The 25,417-nt window shown below is 58.3% G+C and carries 30 protein-coding genes; 11 read left to right on the top strand and 19 right to left on the bottom strand.

The annotated features are described in order from the left end of the window. A complete protein-coding gene (locus FE702_RS08545) occupies positions 1–414 on the bottom strand; it encodes an Hsp20 family protein (RefSeq protein WP_147125820.1) in 414 nt (137 codons plus the stop codon). Positions 415–586: 172 nt separating this feature from the next. Here FE702_RS08545 and FE702_RS08550 point away from each other — a divergent pair, with 172 nt between their 5' ends. The 3 genes from FE702_RS08550 (at position 587) to FE702_RS08560 (ending at position 2,420) form a co-directional block, all read left to right on the top strand. Continuing rightward, on the top strand, positions 587–802 hold the full coding sequence (locus tag FE702_RS08550) for a YdcH family protein (RefSeq protein ID WP_147125821.1): 216 nt from the start codon (positions 587–589) through the stop codon (positions 800–802). Positions 803–871: 69 nt separating this feature from the next. Then, a complete protein-coding gene (gene purE / locus FE702_RS08555) occupies positions 872–1,354 on the top strand; it encodes a 5-(carboxyamino)imidazole ribonucleotide mutase (protein WP_147125822.1) in 483 nt (160 codons plus the stop codon). Continuing rightward, positions 1,347–2,420 (top strand): 5-(carboxyamino)imidazole ribonucleotide synthase, encoded by a 1,074-nt coding sequence (locus tag FE702_RS08560; protein ID WP_147125823.1) that lies wholly within the window; start codon positions 1,347–1,349, stop codon positions 2,418–2,420. Before purE ends, FE702_RS08560 begins: the two co-directional genes overlap by 8 nt. A 9-nt stretch (positions 2,421–2,429) precedes the next feature. Here the strand turns inward: FE702_RS08560 and FE702_RS08565 are convergent, their stop codons facing one another. From FE702_RS08565 to groES, 5 genes are all read right to left on the bottom strand, one after another. Next, a complete protein-coding gene (locus tag FE702_RS08565; RefSeq protein ID WP_147125824.1) occupies positions 2,430–3,155 on the bottom strand; it encodes an esterase/lipase family protein in 726 nt (241 codons plus the stop codon). Positions 3,156–3,194: 39 nt separating this feature from the next. Further along, on the bottom strand, positions 3,195–4,034 hold the full coding sequence (locus FE702_RS08570) for a DMT family transporter (protein WP_147125825.1): 840 nt from the start codon (positions 4,032–4,034) through the stop codon (positions 3,195–3,197). A 39-nt stretch (positions 4,035–4,073) separates the two neighbouring features. Next, positions 4,074–5,141 carry an alpha-D-ribose 1-methylphosphonate 5-triphosphate diphosphatase gene (locus tag FE702_RS08575; RefSeq protein ID WP_147125826.1) on the bottom strand — a complete coding sequence of 356 codons (1,068 nt, stop codon included), beginning with the start codon at positions 5,139–5,141 and terminating at the stop codon, positions 4,074–4,076. A 187-nt stretch (positions 5,142–5,328) separates the two neighbouring features. Beyond that, the gene (gene groL / locus FE702_RS08580) at positions 5,329–6,972 is read right to left on the bottom strand and encodes a chaperonin GroEL (RefSeq protein ID WP_147125827.1); all 1,644 of its coding nucleotides are present in this window, start codon (positions 6,970–6,972) and stop codon (positions 5,329–5,331) included. Positions 6,973–7,027: 55 nt separating this feature from the next. Next, positions 7,028–7,315 (bottom strand): co-chaperone GroES, encoded by a 288-nt coding sequence (gene groES / locus FE702_RS08585; protein ID WP_147125828.1) that lies wholly within the window; start codon positions 7,313–7,315, stop codon positions 7,028–7,030. A 273-nt stretch (positions 7,316–7,588) separates the two neighbouring features. On the opposite strand from groES, the gene FE702_RS08590 reads away from it, so the two are divergent. Next, a complete protein-coding gene (locus tag FE702_RS08590) occupies positions 7,589–8,401 on the top strand; it encodes a hypothetical protein (RefSeq protein ID WP_147125829.1) in 813 nt (270 codons plus the stop codon). 4 nt (positions 8,402–8,405) lie between these two features. On the opposite strand, the gene FE702_RS08595 is transcribed toward FE702_RS08590, so the two are convergent. The 3 genes from FE702_RS08595 to FE702_RS08605 all read right to left on the bottom strand — a co-directional run bounded on the left by FE702_RS08595 (position 8,406) and on the right by FE702_RS08605 (position 10,229). Next, positions 8,406–9,182 (bottom strand): methyltransferase domain-containing protein, encoded by a 777-nt coding sequence (locus FE702_RS08595; protein ID WP_147125830.1) that lies wholly within the window; start codon positions 9,180–9,182, stop codon positions 8,406–8,408. Positions 9,183–9,305: 123 nt separating this feature from the next. After that, on the bottom strand, positions 9,306–9,968 hold the full coding sequence (locus FE702_RS08600; protein WP_147125831.1) for a DUF2161 domain-containing phosphodiesterase: 663 nt from the start codon (positions 9,966–9,968) through the stop codon (positions 9,306–9,308). A 63-nt stretch (positions 9,969–10,031) separates the two neighbouring features. Beyond that, a complete protein-coding gene (locus tag FE702_RS08605; RefSeq protein WP_147125832.1) occupies positions 10,032–10,229 on the bottom strand; it encodes a hypothetical protein in 198 nt (65 codons plus the stop codon). 303 nt (positions 10,230–10,532) lie between these two features. On the opposite strand from FE702_RS08605, the gene FE702_RS08610 reads away from it, so the two are divergent. From FE702_RS08610 to FE702_RS08635, 6 genes are all read left to right on the top strand, one after another. Continuing rightward, positions 10,533–11,453: a manganese-dependent inorganic pyrophosphatase gene (locus FE702_RS08610; RefSeq protein WP_147125833.1), complete on the top strand. Its 921-nt coding sequence runs from the start codon at positions 10,533–10,535 to the stop codon at positions 11,451–11,453. Positions 11,454–11,580: 127 nt separating this feature from the next. Further along, the gene (locus FE702_RS08615) at positions 11,581–12,453 is read left to right on the top strand and encodes a TIGR01459 family HAD-type hydrolase (protein WP_147125834.1); all 873 of its coding nucleotides are present in this window, start codon (positions 11,581–11,583) and stop codon (positions 12,451–12,453) included. Positions 12,454–12,541: 88 nt separating this feature from the next. Further along, a complete protein-coding gene (locus FE702_RS08620) occupies positions 12,542–12,985 on the top strand; it encodes a MaoC family dehydratase (protein ID WP_147125835.1) in 444 nt (147 codons plus the stop codon). 54 nt (positions 12,986–13,039) lie between these two features. Beyond that, on the top strand, positions 13,040–13,978 hold the full coding sequence (locus FE702_RS08625; RefSeq protein ID WP_147125836.1) for a bifunctional riboflavin kinase/FAD synthetase: 939 nt from the start codon (positions 13,040–13,042) through the stop codon (positions 13,976–13,978). Beyond that, a complete protein-coding gene (locus tag FE702_RS08630) occupies positions 13,975–14,442 on the top strand; it encodes a YcgN family cysteine cluster protein (RefSeq protein ID WP_147125837.1) in 468 nt (155 codons plus the stop codon). Before FE702_RS08625 ends, FE702_RS08630 begins: the two co-directional genes overlap by 4 nt. A 110-nt stretch (positions 14,443–14,552) precedes the next feature. Further along, positions 14,553–15,608 (top strand): threonine aldolase family protein, encoded by a 1,056-nt coding sequence (locus FE702_RS08635; RefSeq protein ID WP_147125838.1) that lies wholly within the window; start codon positions 14,553–14,555, stop codon positions 15,606–15,608. Here the strand turns inward: FE702_RS08635 and FE702_RS08640 are convergent. Beyond that, on the bottom strand, positions 15,592–16,347 hold the full coding sequence (locus tag FE702_RS08640) for an alpha/beta fold hydrolase (protein WP_147125839.1): 756 nt from the start codon (positions 16,345–16,347) through the stop codon (positions 15,592–15,594). The two genes, FE702_RS08635 and FE702_RS08640, sit on opposite strands and share 17 nt — an antisense overlap. Beyond that, entirely contained in the window at positions 16,344–16,943 is a 600-nt protein-coding gene (locus FE702_RS08645; RefSeq protein ID WP_147125840.1) for a 2-hydroxychromene-2-carboxylate isomerase, read from the bottom strand. The genes FE702_RS08640 and FE702_RS08645 overlap by 4 nt, the downstream gene beginning before the upstream one ends. Before the next feature lie 143 nt (positions 16,944–17,086). Between FE702_RS08645 and FE702_RS08650 the strand changes: the two genes are divergently transcribed. Then, positions 17,087–18,103, top strand: coding sequence for a ribose-phosphate pyrophosphokinase (locus FE702_RS08650; RefSeq protein ID WP_147125841.1), 1,017 nt, complete (start codon positions 17,087–17,089; stop codon positions 18,101–18,103). A gap of 72 nt (positions 18,104–18,175) precedes the next feature. On the opposite strand, the gene FE702_RS18775 is transcribed toward FE702_RS08650, so the two are convergent. The 8 genes from FE702_RS18775 to atpA form a co-directional block, all read right to left on the bottom strand. Further along, positions 18,176–18,460, bottom strand: coding sequence for a hypothetical protein (locus FE702_RS18775; RefSeq protein WP_222611794.1), 285 nt, complete (start codon positions 18,458–18,460; stop codon positions 18,176–18,178). A 298-nt stretch (positions 18,461–18,758) separates the two neighbouring features. After that, positions 18,759–19,748 carry a sterol desaturase family protein gene (locus tag FE702_RS08660; RefSeq protein WP_147125843.1) on the bottom strand — a complete coding sequence of 330 codons (990 nt, stop codon included), beginning with the start codon at positions 19,746–19,748 and terminating at the stop codon, positions 18,759–18,761. Positions 19,749–19,830: 82 nt separating this feature from the next. Continuing rightward, positions 19,831–20,571 carry a hypothetical protein gene (locus FE702_RS08665; protein ID WP_147125844.1) on the bottom strand — a complete coding sequence of 247 codons (741 nt, stop codon included), beginning with the start codon at positions 20,569–20,571 and terminating at the stop codon, positions 19,831–19,833. A 105-nt stretch (positions 20,572–20,676) separates the two neighbouring features. Continuing rightward, entirely contained in the window at positions 20,677–21,027 is a 351-nt protein-coding gene (locus FE702_RS08670; RefSeq protein ID WP_147125845.1) for an H-type lectin domain-containing protein, read from the bottom strand. 118 nt (positions 21,028–21,145) lie between these two features. Then, positions 21,146–21,544, bottom strand: coding sequence for a F0F1 ATP synthase subunit epsilon (locus FE702_RS08675; protein ID WP_147125846.1), 399 nt, complete (start codon positions 21,542–21,544; stop codon positions 21,146–21,148). 2 nt (positions 21,545–21,546) lie between these two features. Then, entirely contained in the window at positions 21,547–22,971 is a 1,425-nt protein-coding gene (gene atpD, locus FE702_RS08680; RefSeq protein ID WP_147125847.1) for a F0F1 ATP synthase subunit beta, read from the bottom strand. An 18-nt stretch (positions 22,972–22,989) separates the two neighbouring features. After that, positions 22,990–23,862 carry a F0F1 ATP synthase subunit gamma gene (locus FE702_RS08685; protein ID WP_147125848.1) on the bottom strand — a complete coding sequence of 291 codons (873 nt, stop codon included), beginning with the start codon at positions 23,860–23,862 and terminating at the stop codon, positions 22,990–22,992. 12 nt (positions 23,863–23,874) lie between these two features. Then, a complete protein-coding gene (gene atpA, locus FE702_RS08690; RefSeq protein WP_147125849.1) occupies positions 23,875–25,416 on the bottom strand; it encodes a F0F1 ATP synthase subunit alpha in 1,542 nt (513 codons plus the stop codon). Between the last annotated feature and the right edge of the window lies 1 nt (position 25,417).

Genomic DNA, 25,417 nt, shown 5'->3' on the forward strand with positions numbered 1-25,417 from the left:
TTAGCCTTTCTTGATCTGGATTGTCTGCACCACACGGTCTGGCACGGCACGCGTCAGATCCACATGCAGCAGACCGTTTTCCATCGTCGCATCGCCAACTTCGACCCCATCGGCCAATACGAATGACCGTTGGAATTGCCGCGCCGCGATCCCGCGATGCAGAAAGATGCGTCCGTCTCCGTCATCAGATTGTCGACCACGGATCATCAACTGCTGATCTTCAACGGTGATCGACAGATCCTGTTCCGCAAACCCCGCAAGCGCGAGTGTGATCCGATAGGAATGCTCAGATGTCTGTTCAATGTTGTACGGCGGATATCCGTCGTTTCCGCTCTTCGCGGTGCGCTCAACCAGACGTTCCAGCTGATCAAACCCCAACAGGTAGGGATGCGCGCCAAGCGTCAGTTTTGTCATGGCTCCATGTCCTTTCAACCAAGCGACAAGCCGTCAGTAAGGCCCTGCCCGTGCAGCAACCTTTGATATGAATATGGTGTGGCCTTTCCCTGGCTGCAAGTCTTTGCACCCTGGGCCAAAGGTCTGGTAAAGAAAGGACATCAGTCTCAGCCTCACTTCGCAAGGACCGCCGATGACATCGCCTGAAATGGACCCAAAAGAGGTCATGCGCGTGGAACTCGAAGTTCTGCGGCGCGAACACCGCGATCTGGACGACGCGATTCAGGCTCTGGAAGAGAAGGCAACATCAGACCAACTGACCCTGAGGCGCCTGAAAAAGCAGAAATTGCATCTCAAAGACCGCATTGCGCGTCTCGAAGACAAGATTACTCCCGACATTATCGCCTAAGCCGAATTGCGCTACCCGCGCGCTTGGCTATAGTCCGCCGCTTACAAAAACCGGCGTGCGGAGGGACCGATGGCACAGGTTGGGATCATCATGGGAAGCCAGTCAGACTGGCCCACGATGAAGAAAGCGGCAGAGATCTTGGACGCCTTGGGGATCGACTATGAAACGCGCATCGTCTCTGCCCACCGGACCCCGGACCGGCTTTGGGACTACGGCAAGACAGCCGTAGAACGTGGATTGAAAGTGATCATCGCGGGCGCGGGCGGTGCCGCCCACCTGCCCGGCATGATGGCGTCCAAGACACGTGTTCCGGTAGTCGGCGTTCCCATTCAGACGCGCGCGCTCTCTGGCGTCGATAGCCTTTATTCCATCGTGCAAATGCCACGCGGCTTTCCCGTTGCAACCATGGCAATCGGCGAGGCAGGCGCGGCCAATGCTGGTTTGATGGCCGCCGGTATCCTTGCGACGCATGACCCGGACTTGGGCGAGCGCCTCGACACTTGGCGCAGCGACCTCGCCGCCAGCATCCCAGAGGTCCCAACAGATGACTAAACCGCTCGCACCCGGTGCAACGATAGGTATCCTCGGGGGCGGTCAATTGGGCCGCATGCTGGCCCTTGCGGCGGCACGGCTTGGCTTGAAATGCCATACCTATGACCCGGCGGTAGATGCCCCCGCTGCGCAGGTCTCTGATGCGCACACCGCCGCGCCGTATGACGACATCGCCGCCCTGACCGCCTTTGCCCAAGGCTGCGCCGTCGTCACCTATGAATTTGAAAACATCCCAACCGCTGCGCTCGACGCCATCGAAGGCGCCTGCCCGATCCACCCGGGACGCAAGGCGCTTGCGACATCTCAGGATCGGCTGACAGAGAAAGAGTTCCTGTCCGGCCTTGGGCTTCACGTCGCGCCTTACGCAGATATCACCAGCGCCGACGATATTCGCACCGCCATGGCGGACATGGGAACCGCTGGCATCCTGAAAACCCGCCGCTTTGGCTATGACGGCAAAGGACAGGTCCGGCTAAAGACCGCGGACGAGGCCGAAGAGGCCTTTGCCCAACTAAACGGCGCGCCTGCTATTCTCGAAGGCATGGTGCCACTGATGTCCGAAATATCGGTCATCGCTGCCCGTGCCACCGACGGCGCGGTTGCAGCCTTTGACCCGGGCGAGAATGTGCACAAGGACGGCATTCTAGATACAACCACGGTCCCGGCCAATGTGCCTAATCGGTTGAAATCGGACGCTGTTCTGACCGCTGGGCGCATCTTGAACGCGCTGGATTATGTCGGCGTGATCGGGGTCGAATTCTTCGTCACGCCATCAGGGTTGGTGGTCAATGAAATCGCGCCCCGGGTCCACAATTCGGGCCACTGGACCCAAAACGGATGCGCCATCGACCAGTTCGAGCAGCACATTCGCGCCATCGCAGGGTGGCCGCTCGGCGACGGCTCACGGCATTCGAATGTAAGGATGGAAAACCTGATCGGCGACGATATCGACCGCGTTCCTGATCTTGCCGCCAAAGGGGCTGCACTGCACCTGTATGGCAAGGCCGAGGCCCGCCCCGGCCGCAAGATGGCTCATGTGAATTTCATCACTGGCCCGGCTGGTTAAGCCACCGGCTCATTGGCCGAACAAAGCCTCGGAATAGGTCAGTGTTCGATCAAATTGCCCGGTTTCAAGGAACGCCTCGACCTGATCAATCACTAGCGGGTTCACCATCATGTAGGTATGCGTGACGGGCAAAACGATGTGATCATCCATCCCGGCAATCCGGGTCGATGACACAGACACCTTGCCATCGTCAGGCCCATCAATCAGGCCTGAATAGACCGGGTTGGCAGAGCGATTGCCCGCAATGATCCCCACCTCGCCAGCGAGTGGCGGCAGTTGGTTTGGCACAGACCCATCACCGGTCCCAAGTTGTTGTCCCGCTGGACCGTTGATCCAGTCAAAAAGGGCGATCTCACCCAGTTCATCCACCAGTTCCGATCCTTGGTGCGGCGGGGCCAGCATCACGATCCGTCCGACGTTCTCATGCGGGCCTTGGGCAAGCCACGCGCGAACAAGAATGCCGCCCATGGAATGGGTCACGAAATGCACGGGCGTGCTCTGACACATCGCAGCCGCTTGTGGGACGGCCGAGATCAAGTCTTCAATCGGGCGTTCGGTCGATGGATAGGTTGGGCGCACGGTCTCATAACCGTCACGGCTCAGCGCCATATCCATGACCCAGAGCGATGCGTCCGTCCGCGCGAGGCCATGCAACAACACCACGCAATCCGCCGCCGCAGCGGCAGGAGCGATCAAAACCCAAAAACTCAGCAATAGTCGTTTCATAAAACTCATGTAGACATCACCCGCTTGGACCCAAAACACACCGTTACGTCACGCACGCTTGGCCGAGGCCGTCAACGCAACCGCGATGCCGCCCAAAACGATCAGTGTCGCGATCATGAATCGAAGGGTCAGGTCTTCGCCCAGAAACAGAACCCCGCCCGCTGTGGCGATAACGGGGACAGTCAGTTGCGCCACCGCTGCGCTGGTTGATTTCAACTGCGGCAAGACAGTGTACCACAGCGCATAGCCCAGCGCCGAAGTGATCGCCCCCGAGATGATCGCCCAGACCGCGCCCATTGGCGTAACCCCATCCTGCACAAGCGCCCACGCCAACAGCGTCGCAGGCACTGTCCACAGAAAGTTTCCAGCCGTCGCACCAAGCGGATCAGACTGCCCCCGCCCAAACAGGGAATAAAGCCCCCATCCAATACCGGATACTGCCATAAGGAGCGACCCAACCAGATCAGGCGCACCTCCGCCCGAAGGCCACAACAAGAGAACCAACCCACCAAAGGCCATCGCCATTCCCAACCAGCGGGCCAAAGGGATCACCTCGCGGGTATAAAGCGCACCTGCAAACATGGTTAGCTGCACGACACCAAACAGGATCAGCGCCCCCAGACCGGCGGGCAAAGTCACGTAAGCCAGAGAAAACGCCAGCACGTAAAGCAGGAGTGACCCTGCCCCCTTTGCGCGCGCCTCAACCGACCGTCTTTGTGATTGCCCACGGAGGGTCATCAAAACAGAGAGCATCAACGCCCCCGCGGCGATCCGGATCGCGGCAAAGGCAATTGGCCCGGTCTCGCCGTCAATCAATCCAACCCGCCCCAGAACAGAATTCGAGGCGAATGCGACCATCGTCACCGCTGTCAGCAAAAAGACCTTCATGCGTCCTGCATGACGCGGCGCGCGGGAAATGAAAAGCTATCACACTCCAAGGTGATCAGCCAATTCGCCGGCAATGAAACTCCACCGCCCCGCGACCATGGTGCCGACAATCCGGTTATCTGGGGTCATTACGACGATATCGGCGCGGTAGCCGGGGGCAATCACGCCGCGATCCGCCAATCCCATGACGGCCGCAGGCTTTGCCGAGATCAGGTCCCACGCGCGCCCAGACGGCATGTCCGCGTCCAAGGCCAGCGCGGCGTTGGCCAAGGCCGGATAATGATAATCAGAAACCAACACATCGCAGGCACCGCGGATGACATGGTCCCGCGCGACCAAACCGCCACCATGGCTGCCGCCCCGCACGATATTGGGCGCGCCCAAGATCACTGGGGCGTTGCCGTCACGCGCCGCATCGACAGCCTCTGACGTCACTGGAAACTCGGCGATATCTGCCCCAGCATCAGCATACCACGCCCGCGCCGTTGCGCTTGCATCATCATGGCTGCCTACGCGAACACGGCGCGCGCGCAGGTCGGACACAAACTGCTTTACCGCATCTGGAACCGACGCCTGCCGCGCATGCAGGTCTTGCAAAAGCGCCAGATGCGCCTCGGGTGAGCGGCCGGATTTCAGAGCCTGCCCTGTCAGGCGCGGTGGGCGTTTCCCTTTCGCCAAGGCGTTGTGCGGCAAATGATCGTTCAACACGACATAGCCAATCCCCGCGGACTCGACCAAATTTAGGATGTCATCAAACTGGTCAATCAGACTGATTTCCACGCGCAATTGGATGCGCATGTCTGTTCGCAATTCATCTCGGATGTCTGCCAGCGTCGCGATCATGCGCTTGGCGAAATCAGGCCCCCTCATACCGCCTTCCCAGGACCAGAATTGGGCAAGATAGGCGGTCGTCACCCCGGACGCGGCAAGCTCTGCGTCCAAGGCATAAAACCCTTGTCGCAGATCCTTTAATGCGCCGCGTCTGGGGGCGAGGTGACGTTCGAAACCGTCACCATGCAGGTCAACAATTCCGGGGCGCACCTGAAACCCATCGAACTGGCTTAGAAAACCTTCGATACCGGCAGGAAAAACAGAATCGCGTGGCATGGCATCCCCTTTCAGGTCGCGCTGGTCCTAAGCCAAACAAATCGCCGAGGCGACCACATCAAACGAAAAGGGCCCCGCGTTTCCGCGAGGCCCTCTTTTTTGACTGACGGTGTGGTTCTTGGCCGATTTTGCGAACAAAATCGCCTGTCACCAACACACAGGTTTTTCGCGACTGCGAAAAACCGTCTTACATCATGCCGCCCATGCCGCCCATGTCGGGCATGCCGCCACCGGCAGCTGCGCCTTCTTTGGCTGGCTTGTCAGCAACCATCGCCTCGGTGGTGATCAGCAGACCTGCAACCGATGCTGCGTCTTGCAGCGCGGTGCGGACCACTTTCGCGGGGTCGATGACACCGAAGTCGAACATGTTGCCGTACTCTTCGGTTTGCGCGTTGAAGCCGAAGGTCACATCGTCGCTCTCGCGGATTTTGCCCGCCACGACTGCACCGTCGACGCCCGAGTTTTCGGCGATCTGACGCAGAGGCGCTTCGATCGCGCGGCGCACGATGCTGATGCCGACGTTCTGGTCGCTGTTGGCGCCTTCCATGCCGTCCAGTGCTTTTGCACCTTGGACCAGAGCAACACCACCGCCCACAACAACGCCCTCTTGGACGGCTGCGCGGGTTGCGTTCAGTGCGTCATCAACGCGGTCTTTACGCTCTTTCACTTCGACTTCGGTCATGCCGCCAACGCGGATGACTGCAACGCCGCCGGCGAGTTTCGCAACACGCTCTTGCAGCTTTTCTTTGTCGTAATCCGAAGTGGTTTCTTCAGCTTGCTGACGGATTTGCGTCACGCGTGCTTCGATCTCGGCTTTTTCGCCTGCACCGTCGACGATGGTTGTCTCGTCTTTGGTGATGCCGACGCGCTTGGCGTTACCCAGCATGTCCATCGTGACGTTCTCAAGCTTCATGCCCAGATCGTCCGAGATCACCTGGCCACCGGTCAGGATCGCGATGTCTTGCAGCATGGCTTTGCGGCGGTCGCCGAAACCAGGTGCTTTGACAGCTGCGATTTTCAGGCCGCCGCGCAGTTTGTTGACCACGAGGGTCGCCAGCGCTTCGCCTTCGACGTCTTCTGCGATGATCAGCAGAGGCTTGCCCGACTGGATCACGGCTTCCAGCAGTGGAACCATTGGCTGCAGCGACGACAGTTTCTTTTCGTGCAGCAGGATCATGCAGTCTTCGAGATCTGCAGTCATCTTGTCCGGGTTGGTCACGAAGTATGGCGAGAGGTAGCCACGGTCGAACTGCATGCCTTCGACGACATCGGTCTCGGTTTCCAGACCTTTGTTCTCTTCTACGGTGATCACGCCTTCGTTGCCGACTTTCTGCATCGCGCCAGCGATTTGCTGACCGATTTCAGCTTCGCCGTTGGCCGAGATGGTGCCGACCTGTGCAACTTCGTCAGAATCTTTGACTTCACGTGCTGCGCCTTTGATGGCTTCGACAACGGCGGCGGTCGCCATGTCCATGCCACGCTTCAGGTCCATCGGGTTCATGCCAGCCGCAACCGACTTCATGCCTTCTTTGACCAGCGCTTGCGCCAGAACGGTTGCGGTCGTTGTACCGTCACCCGCCTCGTCGTTGGTGCGGGAAGCAACTTCCTTCACCATCTGTGCGCCCATGTTTTCGAACTTGTCTTCGAGTTCGATTTCCTTGGCAACCGACACACCGTCTTTGGTGATGCGTGGTGCGCCGAAGGATTTGTCCAGAACCACGTTGCGGCCTTTCGGGCCCAGCGTGACCTTGACAGCGTCGGCCAGGATGTTGACGCCTTTCAGCATCTTATCGCGGGCGGCGGTGTCAAATTTGACGTCTTTAGCAGCCATTATTCAGCTCCTATGAATTTGAGTTTTCGGGAAAGCGTTGGGGATGGACTGTCGATTACGACAGGATGCCCAGGATGTCGCTTTCTTTCATGATCAGCAGCTCTTTGCCGTCGACGGTGACCTCGGTGCCCGACCATTTGCCGAACAGAACCTTGTCGCCTTCTTTGACAGACATCGGGATCAGTTCACCCGAGTCTTTGCGAGCGCCTTCGCCAGCAGCGACGATCAGGCCTTCAGCAGGCTTTTCTTTCGCGGTATCGGGGATGATCAGACCACCAGCGGTCTTTTCCTCGCTCTCAACACGTTCCACCAGAACGCGATCGTGAAGCGGCTTCAATGCCATCTTTGATGCTCCTTAGATCAAAGTTTCTCCCTTTAGCACTCCCTCATGGTGAGTGCTAACGGACGGGGAAGTATGGATCACGCAGCGGTGAGTCAACATCTGCCTGCAAACTTCTAGGAAGAATTCTTGCTTTTCGCTGCAGCAGTCCCACCCAGACGCGCGCCTTCGCCCATGCGCCATTCCCCGCCGACGCAATCAACAGCGAAAATGCTGCAGTTGCACAATGTTGCTTCCATACCTAGGTCGATCTCGACTACCCAAGGTTGCGACCCAATGAACAGACTTATCCTTCCCCTTATATTCTCCGCTCTTCCCTTTCAGGTATTGGCCCATGGCTTTGACGCCCATCCACAGGGGCTTTCGGGAACACAATTAACCTTCGGGACAACCGTTGCCGACGTGGGCGACAACAGCGCATCCATCGTCGAATTGCGCGGTGCTTCCGCGTTTGATTTCGGACGGGGCGTGTCGCTTCAATTCGACTGGGGCTTTTTCGGGAACGATGATCGCATTGACGGCGTCGATGACACAGACGGGTTCAAGAACCTGCGCTTGCTGACTGCCGTCCGCATGTCGCCAGACCTGACGCTGGGCGCATCCGCGAGCTACATCAAGATCGAACGCGAAGAGACCGACAGCCTTGGCCTGCATTTTTTGTGGGACGACAGCGCCACGCGGGTCGAAGCGATTGCAGAGGCTTTCGAGTCCCCCATCGACACCGCAACCTATCTGGGGTTGACCACGACCACTCCTTTGGCCGGCATGCCTGACACAGACTTCTTTGCCGCCGTTGATCATATAGATGGCGCAGACCTTGACCGTGAGAGTGCGCAAATTGGTCTGAGGCATTCCTATTCGCCCAACTGGGCCCTCAGCGCTGCGCTGACGCATGATGACCAATACGGCCACACGAATGAATTGCGTGTTGGGGCGGATTATTCGCTTTCTGCAGGGCGCACAGCGCATGCGTTTATCGGCGCAGGTGAAGACAGTGCGTCGGCGGGTATCACCTTTCGCTACGCGGTCGGCGCAGCGCGCACTGCGCCGCTCTTTGATCTATCGCTGTTTTCTGCGGCGTTTCGCTAACGCGCTATTCGGCGGCAATGCCTTTGCTTAGAGGTCCCTGTTCGGCAAGCCTGTCCTCAGCCTCTGACAATGCCTTTTGGGTAGTTCGCAATTCGCCACGCGTGCGGGCCAGTTGTTTGACCAGATGGTTCACACGTTTGTTGTAGAATTTGGGAAGCACATAGGTGGCCGCCTCTGGCATGATCTCATGTTCCGCAAGCAGATCACTGACTGGAGCGCCGTCTTTCACGAAGAAGAGCAGGTTTTGTTTGAACCAGATCGCCATTTCTTCCATCGCAAAAAGCTGACGGCGGAACGGATCAAAACAGCGATACCCGTGAGAGGCAAAGCGTTCCGCCCAGTTTCCCTGCCATTGGCAGTTGATGTGGCCAGCGCCCTTTTGACCCGGGATTGCAGCGGAAAACAGCACGTAATCTGACAACGCGGTAAGCTCCGCCACAAAGTCGTCTGACCGTTCTGCGTTCAGATGCTCCGCCACCTCGAGCGAGCTGGCCATCTCGTACCGCTTTTCCGTGCGGTATGGCGCGTTCAGATCATGAATGGTGTACACGCTGTCGTCGACAGCACAGTCCAGATCCGCCACCCAAGGTCCGTCGACACCGTGAATATCGGCACCATGCACCTTCATCGCCGACAGAAAGAACCCCATGCCGCAGCCAAGGTCGATAACGCTCTTGGGTTGGTGATATTTGATCAAAAGCGAAGCAAGGTTCCGTGCCACGCGGGTTCGGCGTTCGCGGCCCTTATCATGGGCCTCGAACATCGAGGAATAATCATGCATTTTCTGTCCGCCTCAATTGTTATGCGGGCTTTTTGCCCATTTTTTCGTAAGTCTAACAAATACCATGCAAAACGCCTAGCACGGATTTCCAAGGCCACGGCAAGCTCTTGAAATCAATGCACTTCAATCCTCGGACGGCAGCACATCCCCCCAATCAGCAAGCCCCTTTTGGCCCGCATCGGTCAGGGCATAAACGCCGGTTTCGACCTTGGAGAACCAACCATAGTGGTTATCCCGCATCAGCGTTGTGGCTTGCTTAACGCCCGTGGCCTTGGCGACGATTGCGCCTTTCTCTGGTCCGGTATTCGCGAGATAGGCCGCGCATTTCACCGCATCTTGCCGATAGCCCGTGACAATGCCGTGTCGCGTTGCACCCCCGGCGTTAGGGTCACCTTCCAGTCGGGCAAATTCGCGGAGTAAACGCGCCGACTTCTTTTTGTTTTTGCGGGGCGCATAAGGACCCGGGTCGGCCTGCACTTCGACCATCCCGTCATCGCGCACGGTCAAAAGCCCCAGACCAAGTCTGCGGCATAGCCCGAGATTGTCTCGAAGCGCCTTGCGCCCTTTGGGTCGCGGCACGCCGATATAGACCTGATCCGACACCGCCAACCGTGCAATCGCCTGATGAAACAGGGTCAGCGAAAACCCGATCTTGAGCTCAACGATGACCGGCGGCTCACCCCCGCGCAGCGCCACGATATCCGCGGCACCCACCTCTCCTTTCACCTCATAGCCCTGCCTTTGCAGGTAGGCCTTGATCGGTGGGTAAAGGTCAGCTTCGCGCATGCGTGATCCGTCACAATGGGGCTGCGCAAGGGAACCCCACGCGCAACCCTGTTTCAAGCGGTTTTACCGCCCGCCCGTCCGTCCGGGAAAGCGCGGCGGACGCCCACCGCGTTGCTTGCCAGCCGGATCGCCCTTGCCGCGCGGCAAGACCCGCGGATCAAAACGTGGACGCTCGGATTTGCGCTTCAGGACGTCTGGCAACGGGCGTTGCGCAACATAGGATTGGTCCGCCTTGGCGGTTCTATTAGATGTATCAGGCATGATTGGCCTCTTGGACAGAATTGAAATGGGATCAGAAAACCCCGGGCATTGCGGTCAGCGATGCAGGTCCATTGCCAGGCACTCCTTCAGAGGGGACGCCGCGATCACGCGGCTTCAGGATTGGGCGGTCTCAGGCCAGCTTGTCCATGTGCAGAGCACTCCTCTAAGGTGCATGCAGCCTAGGATCATTGTCGGAATGCGTCAATCCCGCGCCCTCACCGCGCCCCCTCGTGACATCTTTGAACGCTGGGGCTATGAGGCACGCGATTTCAATATTTCTCCCAACTCGACGGACTCATCCCCATGACCATCAAAGTTTTCGGCCACAAATCGCCTGACACGGACTCGACTGGCTCGCCTATCATTTGGGCGTGGTACCTCAACCAGATCAAAGGCACCGAAGCCAAGCCAGTTCTTTTGGGTGAACCCAACACCGAAGCCGCATTCATGCTGAAGCGTTGGAACCTTGATAAGCCAGAAATCATCGAAGACGTGGCCGACGACGAAGCAGTTGTCATCGTCGATACGAACAACCCTGCTGAGTTGCCTGCGAATATCAATGGCGCCGACATTCAGGGCATCATCGACCACCACAAATTGGTTGGCGGAATTGAAACCAAGGGCCCTATCGAAATCCGCATCGAGCCCGTTGCCTGCACGGCCACGATCATGTGGAAGATGATCGGCAAGGACATGGCGCAAATGCCAACCGAGATCAAAGGCGCGATGCTGTCCTGCATCCTGTCCGACACGCTCGAATTCCGCTCGCCCACCACGACGCAAGAAGACAAAGCCATTGCATGGGACCTGGCTCAGGATCTGGGCGTCGAGATTTCCGAATACGCGTCAGAGATGTTCGAAGCCAAATCCGACGTCAGTGCGTTTTCCGATGCGGAACTGTTGCGCATGGACTCTAAGGAATACGCCGTGGGCGACACCAAATTCCGTGTTTCGGTTCTGGAAACCACCGCGCCGAAAATGGTGCTGGACCGCAAAGACAGCCTGATGGAATCGATGAAAACCGTCGCGTCCGAGGACGGCGTTGATCAGGTTCTTCTTTTCGTCGTGGATATCCTGAACGAAGAAGCGACCATGCTGATCCCGAACGACCTGACCAAGACCGTTGCCGAGAAATCGTTCGACGCAACCGTCGATGGCGACACCGTCGTCCTTCCCGGTGTCATGAGCCGCAAGAAGCAGATCATCCCGAACCTGGCAGTCTGATCGGCAGATCAACGTCAACAAGATCAAGGGCGCTGATTTCAGCGCCCTTTTTTTGTGCCGCCTTGCACCCTTGCGCCTTTGGCAGGGATTGGGTCTACCCATTGCATAGACAACGTGAGGCCAACCCATGACGCAGATCATCACAAACCTGTCCGAAGTGTCAGACCGCTATGACCTGTTGTTTTGCGACCTCTGGGGATGTGTCCATAACGGCTACGAACCTTTCCCCGATGCCGTGGCCGCGCTTCAGGCGTTTCGTGCAAAAGGCGGAACCGTGATATTGGTGACGAACGCCCCGCGTCCACGCGGGTCTGTTCAAAAACAGCTCGACCGCATGGGCCTGCCGCGTGACAGCTATGATGACATCGCCACCTCTGGCGACAGCGCCCGTTCGGCGATGTTCCGAGGGGCCGTCGGCGAAAAGGTCTATTTCATTGGCGAAGACCATGATCAGGCGTTTTTCGAGCCACTCGCACTCGAAGAGAACCCGGTCACCATTACGCAGGTCCCGTTGGATGAGGCTGAAGGGATCGTGTGCTGCGGTCCGTTCGACCCGCACGCGGACCCCGAGGTGAACCGTGCCGATTTTCTTTACGCTAAGCAAAAGGGGATGAAATTGCTCTGCGCCAATCCGGATATCGTTGTAGACCGTGGCGAAAGCCGGGAATGGTGCGCGGGGGCTCTAGCGCGGCTTTACACCAAGATGGGCGGTGAGAGCCTGTATTTTGGAAAACCGCACCCACCGATCTATGATCTGGCGCGACGCCGCACCGCAGCAATGGGCAAGGATATCTCCGACGGACTAACGCTCTGCATCGGCGATGGAATCAATACCGATGTGCAGGGCGCGGTGGGTGAAGACCTCGACAGCCTGTTTATCACAGGCGGATTGGCCGCCAAGGAAACGAAAACCGGTACACAGCCGGATACCGAAGCCCTGAACCGTTACCTTTCCGACACAGGTTTCGCGCCAACTTACTCAATTGGCTACCTACGATAGTCGCAAGACGTTTTTCTGCGTTTGCAAAGTAATAATATTTCGCCTATACGTTCCTCACTGACTTTTTGTTACGTGTAGGAATCAACAGATGCTGGACAACATGCCCCGCGGGACCATCGTTATCGAAGACCTTGAGGTCGGCATGAAACGCCACCTGCACAAGATCGTCTCCGATAAAGATATCGAGATGTTTGCCGAGGTCTCGACAGACCACAATCCGGTCCACCTCGATGATGACTATGCGCATGACACCATTTTTGAGGGCCGCATTGCCCACGGAATGCTGACCGCCGGTCTGATCAGCGCTGTGATCGGAGAACAGTTGCCAGGACACGGCACCGTTTATTTGGGCCAGACGCTTAAATTCATGGCACCGGTGCGCCCAGGCGATTTGGTCAAGGCAGAGGTCGAAGTGACCGCCATCGACTATGCCAAGCGCCGAGTCACCATGGACACCTATTGCGAGGTGGACGGCAAGAAGGTCCTCAAGGGGGAAGCCACCGTTCTGGCCCCGTCGCGCAAGTTCGACTAACCAAACCGCTTCCCGGTCTTGTCCCGCCCGATGCGGCGGGATACGTCACCGGTGATGCAGCGCTATACAAGCCTTTCTTCGATCCCATCAGATGCCCGTGGCGCGAGTGTCGCCGTGGGCAACTTTGACGGTGTGCATCTGGGCCACCAAGCGGTCATCGACATCGCGCGCCAGCCGGATGCGCCGCTGGGCGTGGTCACGTTCGAACCCCACCCGCGCCAGTTTTTTGCCGAGCATCGGCAAATGGATTTGCCGCCTTTTCGTCTGACAGATGCACAAGCCCGCGCAAACCGGCTCGAGAAACTGGGCGTCGATCTGTTGTTCGAGATGCCCTTCACCGCCAATCTTGCCGCGCTGACGCCCGAGGCCTTTGTAAACGACATCCTGCTCGACGGCATCGGGGCGCGCCATGTTGTGGTCGGTCAGGACTTTTTCTTTGGAAAAAACCGTGCGGGCAACGCCGACACCCTTGTCGAACTTGGCAGGGCCGCAGGCATCGACGTCACCGTTGCCCCTCTTGTCGGGCTTGGTGAAACTGAGGTCAGCAGCACCAACATCCGCAAGGCACTTGGCGAAGGACGCCCGGCGGATGCGGCCAAGATGTTGGGCCACTGGCACCGGATCGTAGGCCCGGTTATCCACGGCGAAAAACGCGGACGAGAGCTGGGATATCCCACGGCCAACATGTCCATTGCGGGCCTGCACCCACCGGCCTTTGGCGTCTATGCTGTGGTCGTTGATGTGTTGGATGGCACCCATGCGGGCACTTATCACGGAGCCGCCTCTATCGGAGTGCGCCCCATGTTTGGCGAAAACATCCCGAACTGCGAAACCTTTATCTTCGATTTCAAAGGTGACCTTTACGGTGCAAACCTATCGGTCGGTCTTGTGTCCTATCTCCGCGGCGAAGAGAAATTCGACAGCCTCGACGCACTGATCACCCAGATGTCCGCCGATTGCGACTCCGCCCGAGATATTCTGAGCGCGCTATGAGCGACCCCATCGACCGCGCGGGGCTGCGCGACCGCTATTGGGAACGCGTCCCGCTGAAAAACATGACGCCTAAGGAGTGGGAAGCACTCTGCGATGGCTGCGGACGCTGCTGCCTCAACAAATTGGAAGATCCCGATACTGGCGAGGTCGCCCTGACACGCGTCGCTTGCCGCCTGCTGGACGGGGAAACCTGCCGCTGCGCGCAATACGACATCCGCCACCAATTCGTGCCCGAATGCATTCGCATGACCCCCGCCACGATTGAACAGCACGCCTATTGGCTACCCAAAACCTGTGCCTACAGGATTTTGTTTTACGGAGGCGAGCTCCACGATTGGCACCCGCTGATCAGTGGCACCGCACAGACGGTGCATGACGCCGGCATCTCCGTGCAGGGGTGGACGGTGCCAGAGTTTGAGGTTCCTGAAGAAGAATGGGAAGATCACATTATCCCGGATGAGTGACCCGCTGGTCTTAACTTAGGGTCTAGAGCGGAACAGCATCTTTAACGGCTGGTCGATGTGCTCCCCTCAGTACATTTGACAATCGCCGCCCACCGCTTTCAATGCGCCTCATGCCAAACCTCACCTTCGCCTCTGACAACACCGGACCAGCCCACACGCGCATCATGCAAGCCGTGGTTGATGCCAATACAGGCCCTGCCATGCCCTATGGCGCCGATGAGCTGAACGCCCGTGCCGTGACCCGCATCCGTGAGGTGTTCGAGGCCCCAGACGCCGCCGTCTATTTCGTCGCGACTGGCACCGCAGCCAATGCCCTGATCCTCGCGACGCTGGCAAACCCTTGGGACGCCATCTACGGACACCGGACATCCCATATCGAAGACGACGAATGCAACGCGCCCGAATTCTACGCAGGCGGCGCGAAACTGCGCCTTGTCGATGGCCCGGATGGCAAAATGACGCCAGAGGCCCTGCGTGCCGCTATCGCACAAAGCCCGGGTGGGGACGTTCACACGGCACAACGCGGCCCTGTCTCAATCACGCAAGCCACCGAAAAAGGCACCGCACACACGCTAGGGGAAATCCGCGCGCTGACGCAGGTCGCCCATGACCACGGTCTGTCCACGCATATGGATGGCGCGCGCTTTACCAACGCGATGGTCCATCTCGACTGCACCGCGGCCGAGATGACCTGGAAATCAGGTATCGACACGGTGTCTTTCGGCGGCACCAAGAACGGGTGTCTTGGTGTCGAGGCCGCAATCTTCTTTGACCCGAAACACGCGTGGGAGTTCGAGCTGCGCCGAAAACGCGGCGCGCATCTTTGGTCCAAACACCGGTTTCTCAGCGCCCAGATGGATGCCTACATGAGCGATGGGCTTTGGATCGACATGGCGCAGAGTGCCAACGGCGCAGCCGCACGGCTCGCCGCCGGGATCACGGATCACCCTGACACATCGCTCGACTACACGTCCGGCTCAAACCTGCTTTTCGCGCGTTTCCCGCGCGCGATACACACCCGTCTCCATGCCGCTGGCGCACGCTATTACCTTTTCGGCGATGCCGATGGGCCAGACGACGAACAGGTGTTATGCCGTCTCGTCTGCGATTGGTCGAAAACAGACGAAGATGTCGACGCCTTCCTCGCGCTCATGACCGCCGGATAGCGGCCACCACATCTCGGGCATGGGTAATTGGGGCCATGTGCCCTGCGCCCTGAACCACGGTCTCAAACGCCTGCGGCAACCGCGCCATGATCGCGCTGTGGATTGCTGGCACAATCGGCTGCGTGTCAGACCCGCGCACCAGATGGACCGGGCAGTCTAACTGCTCCAACACACCCGGCGCAAAGACACGGCCACTATCCCCCGTGATCCCGTCACCCTGCGCGATGATCATCGGCATTTGCCCGGACAACTGATCCAGTTCCGCCTCAGAGGGCGGCTTGCCGGTCCCCCAAAGCGCGGTGAAGGCCCGCGCCATCTCGCGCAGATCACCAGCTTCATACGCTGCGACTACCGGCTCAAACGACGCTTCGTGCGCAGAAAAGGCGTCTGCATCGTGATCCCGCACTGCTGCAAAGTAGACCGGTTCAATCAGGGTCAGCCGTTCCACCATATCCGGTCTCTCGACGGCTAACCTCAGCGCTACAGTTCCTCCAAAGGAATGACCGACCACGTGAGACGGACCGCTTAGCAAAGACGCGGCCCAGTCCACAGATTGCGCCTGATAATCCAGCGCCCTGTCCCATGCCGGTGATCCACCATGCCCCGGCAGGTCATAGGCCAATACCTGATGATCGCGCAGCCCAGCCATCACGCCAGCCCACGCGCCAAGATGCGCCAAAGCGCAATGGATCAAGAGGATCGGCGGCCCATCACCCCGCCGCACATGGTTTGGCGTCACAGCTTGCCTGACAGATAGAGGTCCAGATCCTCAATGCGATCTTGCCCCCAGAACCGCTGATCATCATCCGTGATATAAAACGGCGCTCCATAGGCCCCGGCGCTCACCGCATCTTCCAGATTGCGCGCGTATTCCTCAGCCCCAGCGAGCAACCCACTGTCGGCCAACCCCGGATCAAAGCCTGCCCGCGTCAGACAGTCCTTGATCACATCATCCTGCGCGATGTCCTTCTCTTCGGCCCAGCAGGCGGACGTAAATGACGCCACCAGCGCGCCCAGATCGCCTTCGCCGGTCTTTGCGGCTGCGATGAACGCGTAGCAGGACGGTGCTGGATTCGTCGGCCAATGTGCAGGCTTCAGGTTAAACGGCATCCCAACTTTCTTGGCCTGACGGACAAGCTCTTGCGCGCGATATTCCTGCCGCGATGGGTGACGATCCTTTGGCGGCGTGCCCCCCGTGCGCGAAAACAAGGCGATGATATCCAGCGGCTTGTAAGCGATCGTCGCGCCGTGTTTGGCGGCCACCTCCTCCATCCGGGTGCCTGCGAGGTAGGTGTAGGGTGAGATTGTCGAGAAGTAGTAGTCGATATGCGCCATGGTGGCTGTTTTCCCTGAATTAACGGGGCACCTTTTGTGTCCTTGGAGCGGAGCCTAGCCCCGTGCTAGGGGGTGTCAACGCCAGCGACTCAGGGGACATGACGGGTCACATCTGGCATGGGACAAAACAGGACACCTGGGACATGGCGACATCAGTCGAACCAAAGCTGATTTCCGGCAACGCAAACATGACACTGGCCCGCGCGGTTGCGCGGCGCATGTCGATGCATCGGGGCATGGGCATCGGCCTCCTCGATGCACGTGTCGAACGCTTCAACGATGGTGAGATCTTCATCGAGGTCTACGAAAACGTCCGTGGCGAAGACATGTTCATCATCCAGCCGACATCGAACCCGGCCAATGACAACCTGATGGAATTGCTGATCATGGCCGACGCTTTGCGGCGGTCATCGGCTCAGCGGATCACGGCAGTGATCCCCTATTTCGGCTATGCCCGTCAGGACCGCCGGACCAAGGCACGCACGCCGATTACGGCAAAGCTTGTGGCGAACATGCTGGTGGAAGCTGGCGTAGAGCGGGTCCTGACCATGGACCTCCACGCAGCGCAGATTCAGGGCTTCTTCGATATTCCGGTCGACAACCTCTATGCCTCGCCAATCTTTGCGCTCGACGTCAAAAACAACTTCAAGAACATGGACGACGTCATGGTCGTGTCACCGGACGTCGGCGGCGTAGCACGTGCGCGCGAATTGGCGCAACGCATCGGTGCGGGGCTGTCCATCGTCGACAAACGCCGTAACAAGCCCGGCGAAGTCGCCGAGATGACCGTGATTGGTGACGTAAAAGGCAAGAAATGCCTGATCGTGGACGACATTGCCGACACCGCAGGCACGCTCTGCAAGGCAGCTGAAGTTCTTATGGAGCACGGTGCAACCGAGGTGCATTCCTACATCACACACGGCGTCCTCTCTGGTCCCGCCGTCGAACGGATCACAAATTCGGTCATGAAATCTCTGGTCATCACCGACACCATCGAGGCCCCCGAGCCGGTCAAGAATTGCAAAAAGATCCGCATCGTTCCCACCGCTCCGATCTTTGCTCAGGGCATCCTGAACATCTGGAACGGCACGTCGGTTTCCTCGCTCTTTGACCTGAGCACGCTCGGCCCAATCTACGAAGGCCTCTACGACTGGGAGTGAGCACCGGATCCGCTTTGCTGACAAAAGGTCCATTGGACCTTTTGAGGTGCGAACGGGCGGAGCCCAAGCTGGTCAGGCGCGCGTGCAGATTGATGAATTCCCGTTCAGCTTGTTTGTGAGTTGATAGGATGTACGGGTGACTGAGTTGATGGCGTAGACATCGCGGACACCGATCTGTTCCTTAACACTCGACCGAAATTGAGCATAGCGCTCTGCCGTGGCGTTGACACCAGCGACCGTCACTTTTTGCACATTCGCATGGGTAAGCGTTTCCAGGAACGTGTCTCCATCCACACTCCAAGACGTTTGATAGCGAATGACAACTTCCGTCTCTGTTATGGCGGAGACCATGGTCACCGTTGTTAATCCCGCAACGGTTCCATCCTCAAAAACCTCTAATCGACTATTCGCGGTGCCATTTGAACCCTTGACCTGACACGTCCAAGATCCGACGAAACTCTTTTCACGCGCAGCCTCCACAGGGAGCGCTAGCGCAGTCGTTAAGGCGCAGGCGAGCGCTGCGGCGGCAATTGAATTCGACTGCATTCTAGTACCTTTCCAAATCGGTTTCTGTCCGCAGCCTCCATAGCGAACGGCCTTGGGTGCCAGCTTGCATCACATCTCAATACAATTTCATGGCGATCGCCACCTTTTCTTACCGTGTGTACATCTGTTTTTTGTGCGTACGGGTCCGGGTCGTTGCCTCGGCCGATCCATCATGGAACGTCCCAAACCATTTATCGAACGGCAGCTCGGACGTGCCATAGTTGCACTCGAAATAGCGATGGTGAAGCTGGTGAAAGAAATCCCCCGCCTTCGCGGCCTCGGTGTCGCCTGCCATGATTTTTTCGAATCCCGAATGGCTCATGACCGGGCTGACTTGCTGAAACATGGCGTGGAACATCACGTGGAACGGATGCGACGGGATCACCAGGTGGATGAAATAGCCCGAGAAATACAGGATGTTCTCGTACCAGTGGTTCGAGATGCCGGACCAAGGTCCGATGTTCACGTTGCGATGGTGCAACGCATGCACGCGGGCATAAAGCATCGGATGATGCTCCAGACGATGCGCCCAGTAGTAATGCAGCCCTGACCAAAGCGGGATCAGCGCAAGCCAAAACACACACCAGATCGGGTTTTCTGCAAACGTCACCACCGGCACCCAGCCATTGGCCATCACCCAGAAGATCACCCATTGGTACACCGTCGCGACGGTAATCGCCGACGCAAGCGTCCAGAACACGTTGTCCCAAAGCTGATTGCCGAAGGTGAAGGTGCCGTTGCTATAGGCCAAATCGCGGCTGTCGAATTTCTTGACCTGCCCCTGCCCTTTGCGACTGTACAGCCACCAGTGCAGCCCACCCGCGACGAGGACCTGTGGCAGCAGATTGGCTAGCCAAACCTGCGCCATCCATCCAACGGCAAAGGTCTCCATCGCGGCCAGTGGCGGAATTAGCGCCCACCAGACAATGACCGCCAAAAGAAACGGAATGGACACCGCCGTGATTTGAAACCACGCACCGCGATACCAGCGGACCACAGCCATCGGATCGGGTGGCCACGCAAACAGCGGGTTCAAGCTCACCATGCCCGGGTGATGGTTCCAACGCTCCGCTTCGGCGTCATCAACATAGTCAGACATTGGCGCAGCCTCCCTGATCGGCACCTTCCCCGAGCAAGGTGGCGTCAGGTTAGCGACACGTCTTGTCTGTCGGCGACCGGGCCTAGAACGCAGCCGCAATCGCCTGCGCGTCTGCAGCAGGGCCTGCATCAAAGTAGTAAATGGTCATGGGTGGTGTGGTCGCCCCAGCCTGAACCATGGCGTCAGCCGCCAACAGAATGGCTGTTAGGCTATAACTTGGATGCAAGTGTCCATTGCCCGGGTAACCCGGCTTCCGCGTCCGAAACTCGCCTGCAAAAATCACCGAGGAAATCGGGACAAGGTTGAGAACATCCCCTGCCGATCCATCAGCCGCGTTAAAGGCCTCCATGGCAGTGAAATAGCCGTTGGCAATCGCCGCCAATTGCCGTCCCCTGTTCAGGTCAATGTCAGGTTTGCCGCCCAGCATTGGCGAATGGGTATGGATGACCCGTTTCCCTTCACCTTGGCTGTCATTTTGCACAGACTGCCCAAAATCCATCTGCGGAATGAACTCCAGATGATCGACCTTGTTGGGAAGATTGTTGAAATGGTCATAGATCGCACGCGATCCGCCGCCTGCCCCAAACCCTTTGGCACCTACGGCGCTTCCAGCCGGGTCTTGCACTGCGCCAGAGGGCGCATGGCTGACAGAGCCTTTGACCACTGTAGGCAGATTGGATTTCGCCTGCGTCGGATCAACGCCGAACGCGGTCAAAACCGCTTTGATATCGGTGATCTCTTTACCACCGTCGCCAACAGCGCTGTCATCGACGGCCGTAGCTTGCACAGGTGTGCCGGTGACAATCAAATGCGCCAAAGACATGCGAAACCCTCCTGATACCGCGATCAGGCTGATCTAAGGTGCCGGATTTGTCAGTGCGGCAGCGCACACCGCGCAGTGGGGACGACCACCACACAAGCGGAACAATCAATAAAGGTCCCACTCATCGGAGTCGCGCAACTCTCCAATAGCCATCCAATTGGCCCGCACACGCGCCACACGGCTGTCACCCCACGTTCGAAACACGATTTCGAATCCAGTTGTCGTGATGTCTTCTGCGCTGATGTCGGTGCGCACGTTGGATGCACCGTCCAAATCCCACATCGACAGACCAACCTGCACATTGGGAACAGTGCGAAACGACTCTGAAAACGTGACAGAGGTGCGCGACACACGAGGCCCGCTGCCGGTCCACATGGGTCCGCCATTCTCGAAATCGGAGAACAGGATTAAATCTCCCTGATCCACACCGATAAGATGGTTTCGTAATCGCTTCATGCTGTCTTGTTCCGTATCGGGACAGATCAATAAACCCCAAGCATGGCAAGAATTTACCGACAAAATGAAAAAGGGCCCGCGTGGGGCCCTATTCCTGCCTGATTGTGGCGCGCACGGCTTAGACGCCAGCGGCCGCTTTCAGGGCCTGCAGATCAGCAACCAGCTTGTCGGCTGCGTCCTTGGCGTCGCCCGAAGCAGCAGATGCTGCGTCCGACGCTTCGGAAATCATCGCATCCATGTCAGATGCGGTGACGTCTGCAATTGGCATTGCGCGCTCTGCAAGAACGGATGTGCCTGCAGGTGTGATCTCGGCAAAGCCGCCGGTGACCGCATAGCTGTGGTCACCGTCGCCTGCCTTGACCACCAGAACACCGGGGCGAAGAGCGGTGATGACGGGGGCGTGGTCCGCCATCGCCGTCAGGTCGCCATCCGCGCCTGGGATCTGGACCTCGGTCGCCTCGAATGACGCCAAAAGGCGTTCGGGGCTGACCAGGTCAAATTGCATTGCGTTGGCCATCGTTACGCTGCCTCAGCTGCCATCTTCTCGGCTTTGGCGATCACCTCATTGATGCCGCCAACCATGTAGAAGGCGCCTTCTGGCAGGTGGTCGTATTCGCCGGCAACAACGGCCTTGAACGACGCGATGGTGTCTTCCAGCGGAACCTGAACACCGTCAGAACCGGTAAAGACCTTCGCCACGTCAAACGGCTGCGACAGGAAGCGCTGGATTTTCCGCGCACGTGCCACGGTCAGTTTGTCCTCTTCCGACAGTTCGTCCATCCCGAGAATGGCGATGATGTCTTGCAGCGACTTGTAGCGCTGAAGGATTTGCTGAACGTCCGAAGCCACTTGGTAGTGCTCTTCGCCCACAATCTGTGGGTCCATCAGACGCGACGAAGAGTCGAGCGGGTCCACAGCTGGGTAGATACCCAGTTCCGAGATCGCACGCGACAGAACGGTCGTGGCGTCAAGGTGCGCAAAGGTGGTTGCCGGTGCGGGGTCGGTAAGGTCGTCCGCAGGGACGTAGACCGCTTGGATCGACGTAATCGAACCCGATTTGGTCGACGTAATACGTTCCTGCATCGCGCCCATGTCGGTGGCTAGTGTTGGCTGGTAACCCACCGCCGAAGGAATACGACCCAGAAGCGCCGACACCTCGGAACCCGCCTGCGTAAAGCGGAAGATGTTGTCGACGAAGAACAGAACGTCGGTACCCGATGCGTCGCGGAACTGTTCCGCCAGCGTCAGACCCGTCAGAGCAACACGTGCACGCGCCCCTGGAGGTTCGTTCATCTGACCGTAAACCAGAGCCACCTGCGACTCCTCGAGGTTGTCTGGCTTGATCACGTTGGATTCGATCATCTCGTGATACAGGTCGTTACCTTCACGGGTCCGTTCACCAACGCCCGCGAACACCGAGTAACCCGAGTGCACTTTTGCGATGTTGTTGATCAGTTCCATGATCAAAACGGTCTTGCCCACGCCGGCACCGCCGAAGAGGCCAATTTTACCACCCTTCGAGTAAGGCGCCAGAAGGTCAACGACCTTGATGCCTGTCACGAGGATTTCCGACTCGGTCGACTGTTCCGCGAACTCAGGCGCTGGTGCGTGAATTGCGCGCTTTTCTTCGGCCTCGACAGGGCCGCCTTCGTCCACTGGCTCACCAACCACGTTCAGGATACGGCCCAGTGTTTTGGACCCCACTGGAACCATGATTGGACCGTCGGTGTCCGACACTTCCTGACCGCGAACCAGACCTTCGGTCGAGTCCATCGCGATCGTGCGGACAGTGCTTTCACCCAAGTGCTGAGCAACTTCCAACACCAGCTTGTTGCCGTTGTTGTCGGTTTCCAGCGCGTTCAGAATTTCCGGCAGGTGGTCGTCGAATTGCACGTCAACGACGGCCCCGATCACCTGGGTAATTTTCCCTTTAGCATTCGCCATGTTTCGTCTCCGGTTTTCTTACAGCGCTTCCGCGCCGGAAATAATTTCGATCAGCTCGTTCGTGATCACGGCCTGACGCGAGCGGTTGAATTCGATCGTAAGTTTGTCGATCATTTCGCCTGCGTTGCGTGTCGCGTTGTCCATGGCCGACATCCGTGCGCCTTGCTCGGATGCGCCGTTCTCCAGCAGCCCCGAGAAGATGGCCGTTGCAACCGCACGCGGCAGCAGGTCCATCAAGATGGCTTCTTCGTCTGGCTCATAGTCATAGAGCGTTTCGTCCGCCTCGAACCCTTCAGGGACCGCAAACGGAATGATTTGTTGGGCCGTCGGAATCTGTGTCACGACGTTCTGGAACTTCGAGAAGAAGATCGTCGCAACGTCGAACTCGCCGGCGTCAAAGCGACCAAGAACATCCTTGGCAATACCTTGCGCATCTGAGTAGCCGATCCGCTTGACCTCGGTCAGGTCCACGTGGCCGACGAAATGATCGCCAAAGTCACGCTTCAACTGATCGCGGCCTTTTTTACCCACGGTCAAGATTTTCACGGTCTTGCCCGCAGCAACCAGTTCGGTTGCTTTGGACTTGGCCAGCTTTGCGATGTTGGTGTTGAAACCACCGCACAGCCCGCGCTCCGCCGTCATCACGACCAACAGGTGCACCTGATCGCTGCCCGTACCGCTCAGCAGTTTGGGCGCACTATCGGATCCACCAGCCGCCGAAGCCAGACCCGCCATCACGGCATTGAACCGCTCGGCATAGGGACGCGACTGTTCGGCTGCTTCCTGTGCCCGCCGCAGCTTTGCGGCGGCCACCATCTGCATGGCCTTCGTGATCTTGCGGGTCGATTTGACCGACTCGATCCTGTTTTTTAGGTCCTTGAGGTTTGGCATATCCCGAACCCCTTACGCGAAGGTCGCAGCGAACTCGTCGAGAACGGCCTTCATCTTGTCGACGTTTTCACCCTTTTTGAATTTGGGGTCTTCGTCAGCAATCCACTTCAGGAAGTCTGCTTTCTGGTTGCGCAGGAACGCCAGAAGGCCGGCTTCGAATTTGCCAACTTCGCTGACTTCGATGTTGTCGAGGTAACCGTTCGTACCCGCAAAGATCACACAGACGATTTCTGCGTTGGTCAGAGGCGCATACTGTGGTTGCTTCATGAGCTCGGTAAGACGCGCGCCACGGTTCAGCAGCTGCTGAGTTGCGGCATCAAGGTCGGAACCAAACTGCGCGAACGCAGCCATTTCACGGTACTGAGCCAGCGACAGTTTCACCGGACCCGCAACCGACGACATCGCGTCTGTTTGCGCCGACGAACCCACACGCGAAACCGACAGACCGGTGTTCACTGCTGGGCGGATACCTTGGTAGAACAGTTCCGTTTCAAGGAAGATCTGACCGTCGGTGATCGAAATCACGTTGGTTGGGATAAACGCCGAAACGTCGCCACCTTGGGTTTCGATGATCGGCAGAGCCGTCAGCGAGCCTGCGCCGTTGTCTTCGTTCAGCTTGGCCGAACGCTCCAGCAGACGCGAGTGAAGGTAGAAAACGTCACCTGGATACGCTTCGCGCCCTGGTGGGCGGCGCAGCAGCAGCGACATCTGACGATAGGACACAGCCTGCTTGGACAGGTCATCATAGATGATCAGAGCGTGGCGGCCGTTGTCACGGAAGTGCTCGGCCATCGCGGTCGCGGCATAAGGCGCCAGGAACTGCATTGGAGCCGGGTCGGATGCGGTCGCGGCAACAACGATCGAGTAGTCAATCGCACCAGACTCTTCCAGCTTCTTCACCAGCTGGGCAACAGTCGAACGCTTCTGACCGACCGCAACGTAGATGCAGTACAGCTTCTTCGACTCGTCGTCGCCAGCAGCGTCGTTGTACGACTTCTGGTTCAGGATCGCGTCCAGAGCCACGGCAGTTTTACCGGTCTGGCGGTCACCAATGATCAGCTCACGCTGGCCACGGCCGATTGGGATCATGGCGTCAACGGCTTTCAGGCCGGTCGCCATTGGTTCGTGAACCGATTTACGCGGGATGATGCCCGGCGCTTTGACGTCTGCAACGCGACGACCCGATGCTTTGATCGGACCTTTGCCGTCCAGCGGGTTACCCAGACCGTCAACAACGCGACCCAGCAGCTCGTCACCGGCCGGAACGTCCACGATCGAGTTCGTGCGCTTGACGGTGTCACCTTCTTTAATGTCACGGTCGGACCCGAAGATAACGACACCGACGTTGTCGTTTTCCAGGTTCAGGGCCATGCCCTGAATGCCGCCTGGGAATTCGACCATCTCACCGGCCTGAACGCTGTCCAGACCATAGATGCGCGCGATACCGTCCCCGACGCTCAGCACACGACCGACCTCGGCAACCTCGGCCTCTTGGCCAAAGTTCTTGATCTGGTCCTTTAGGATCGCAGAGATTTCTGCAGCTTGGATCGCCATA

Origin of the sequence: Shimia ponticola, from assembly GCF_007995215.1 — a bacterium.
Taxonomy (GTDB): Bacteria; Pseudomonadota; Alphaproteobacteria; order Rhodobacterales; family Rhodobacteraceae; genus Shimia_B; species Shimia_B ponticola.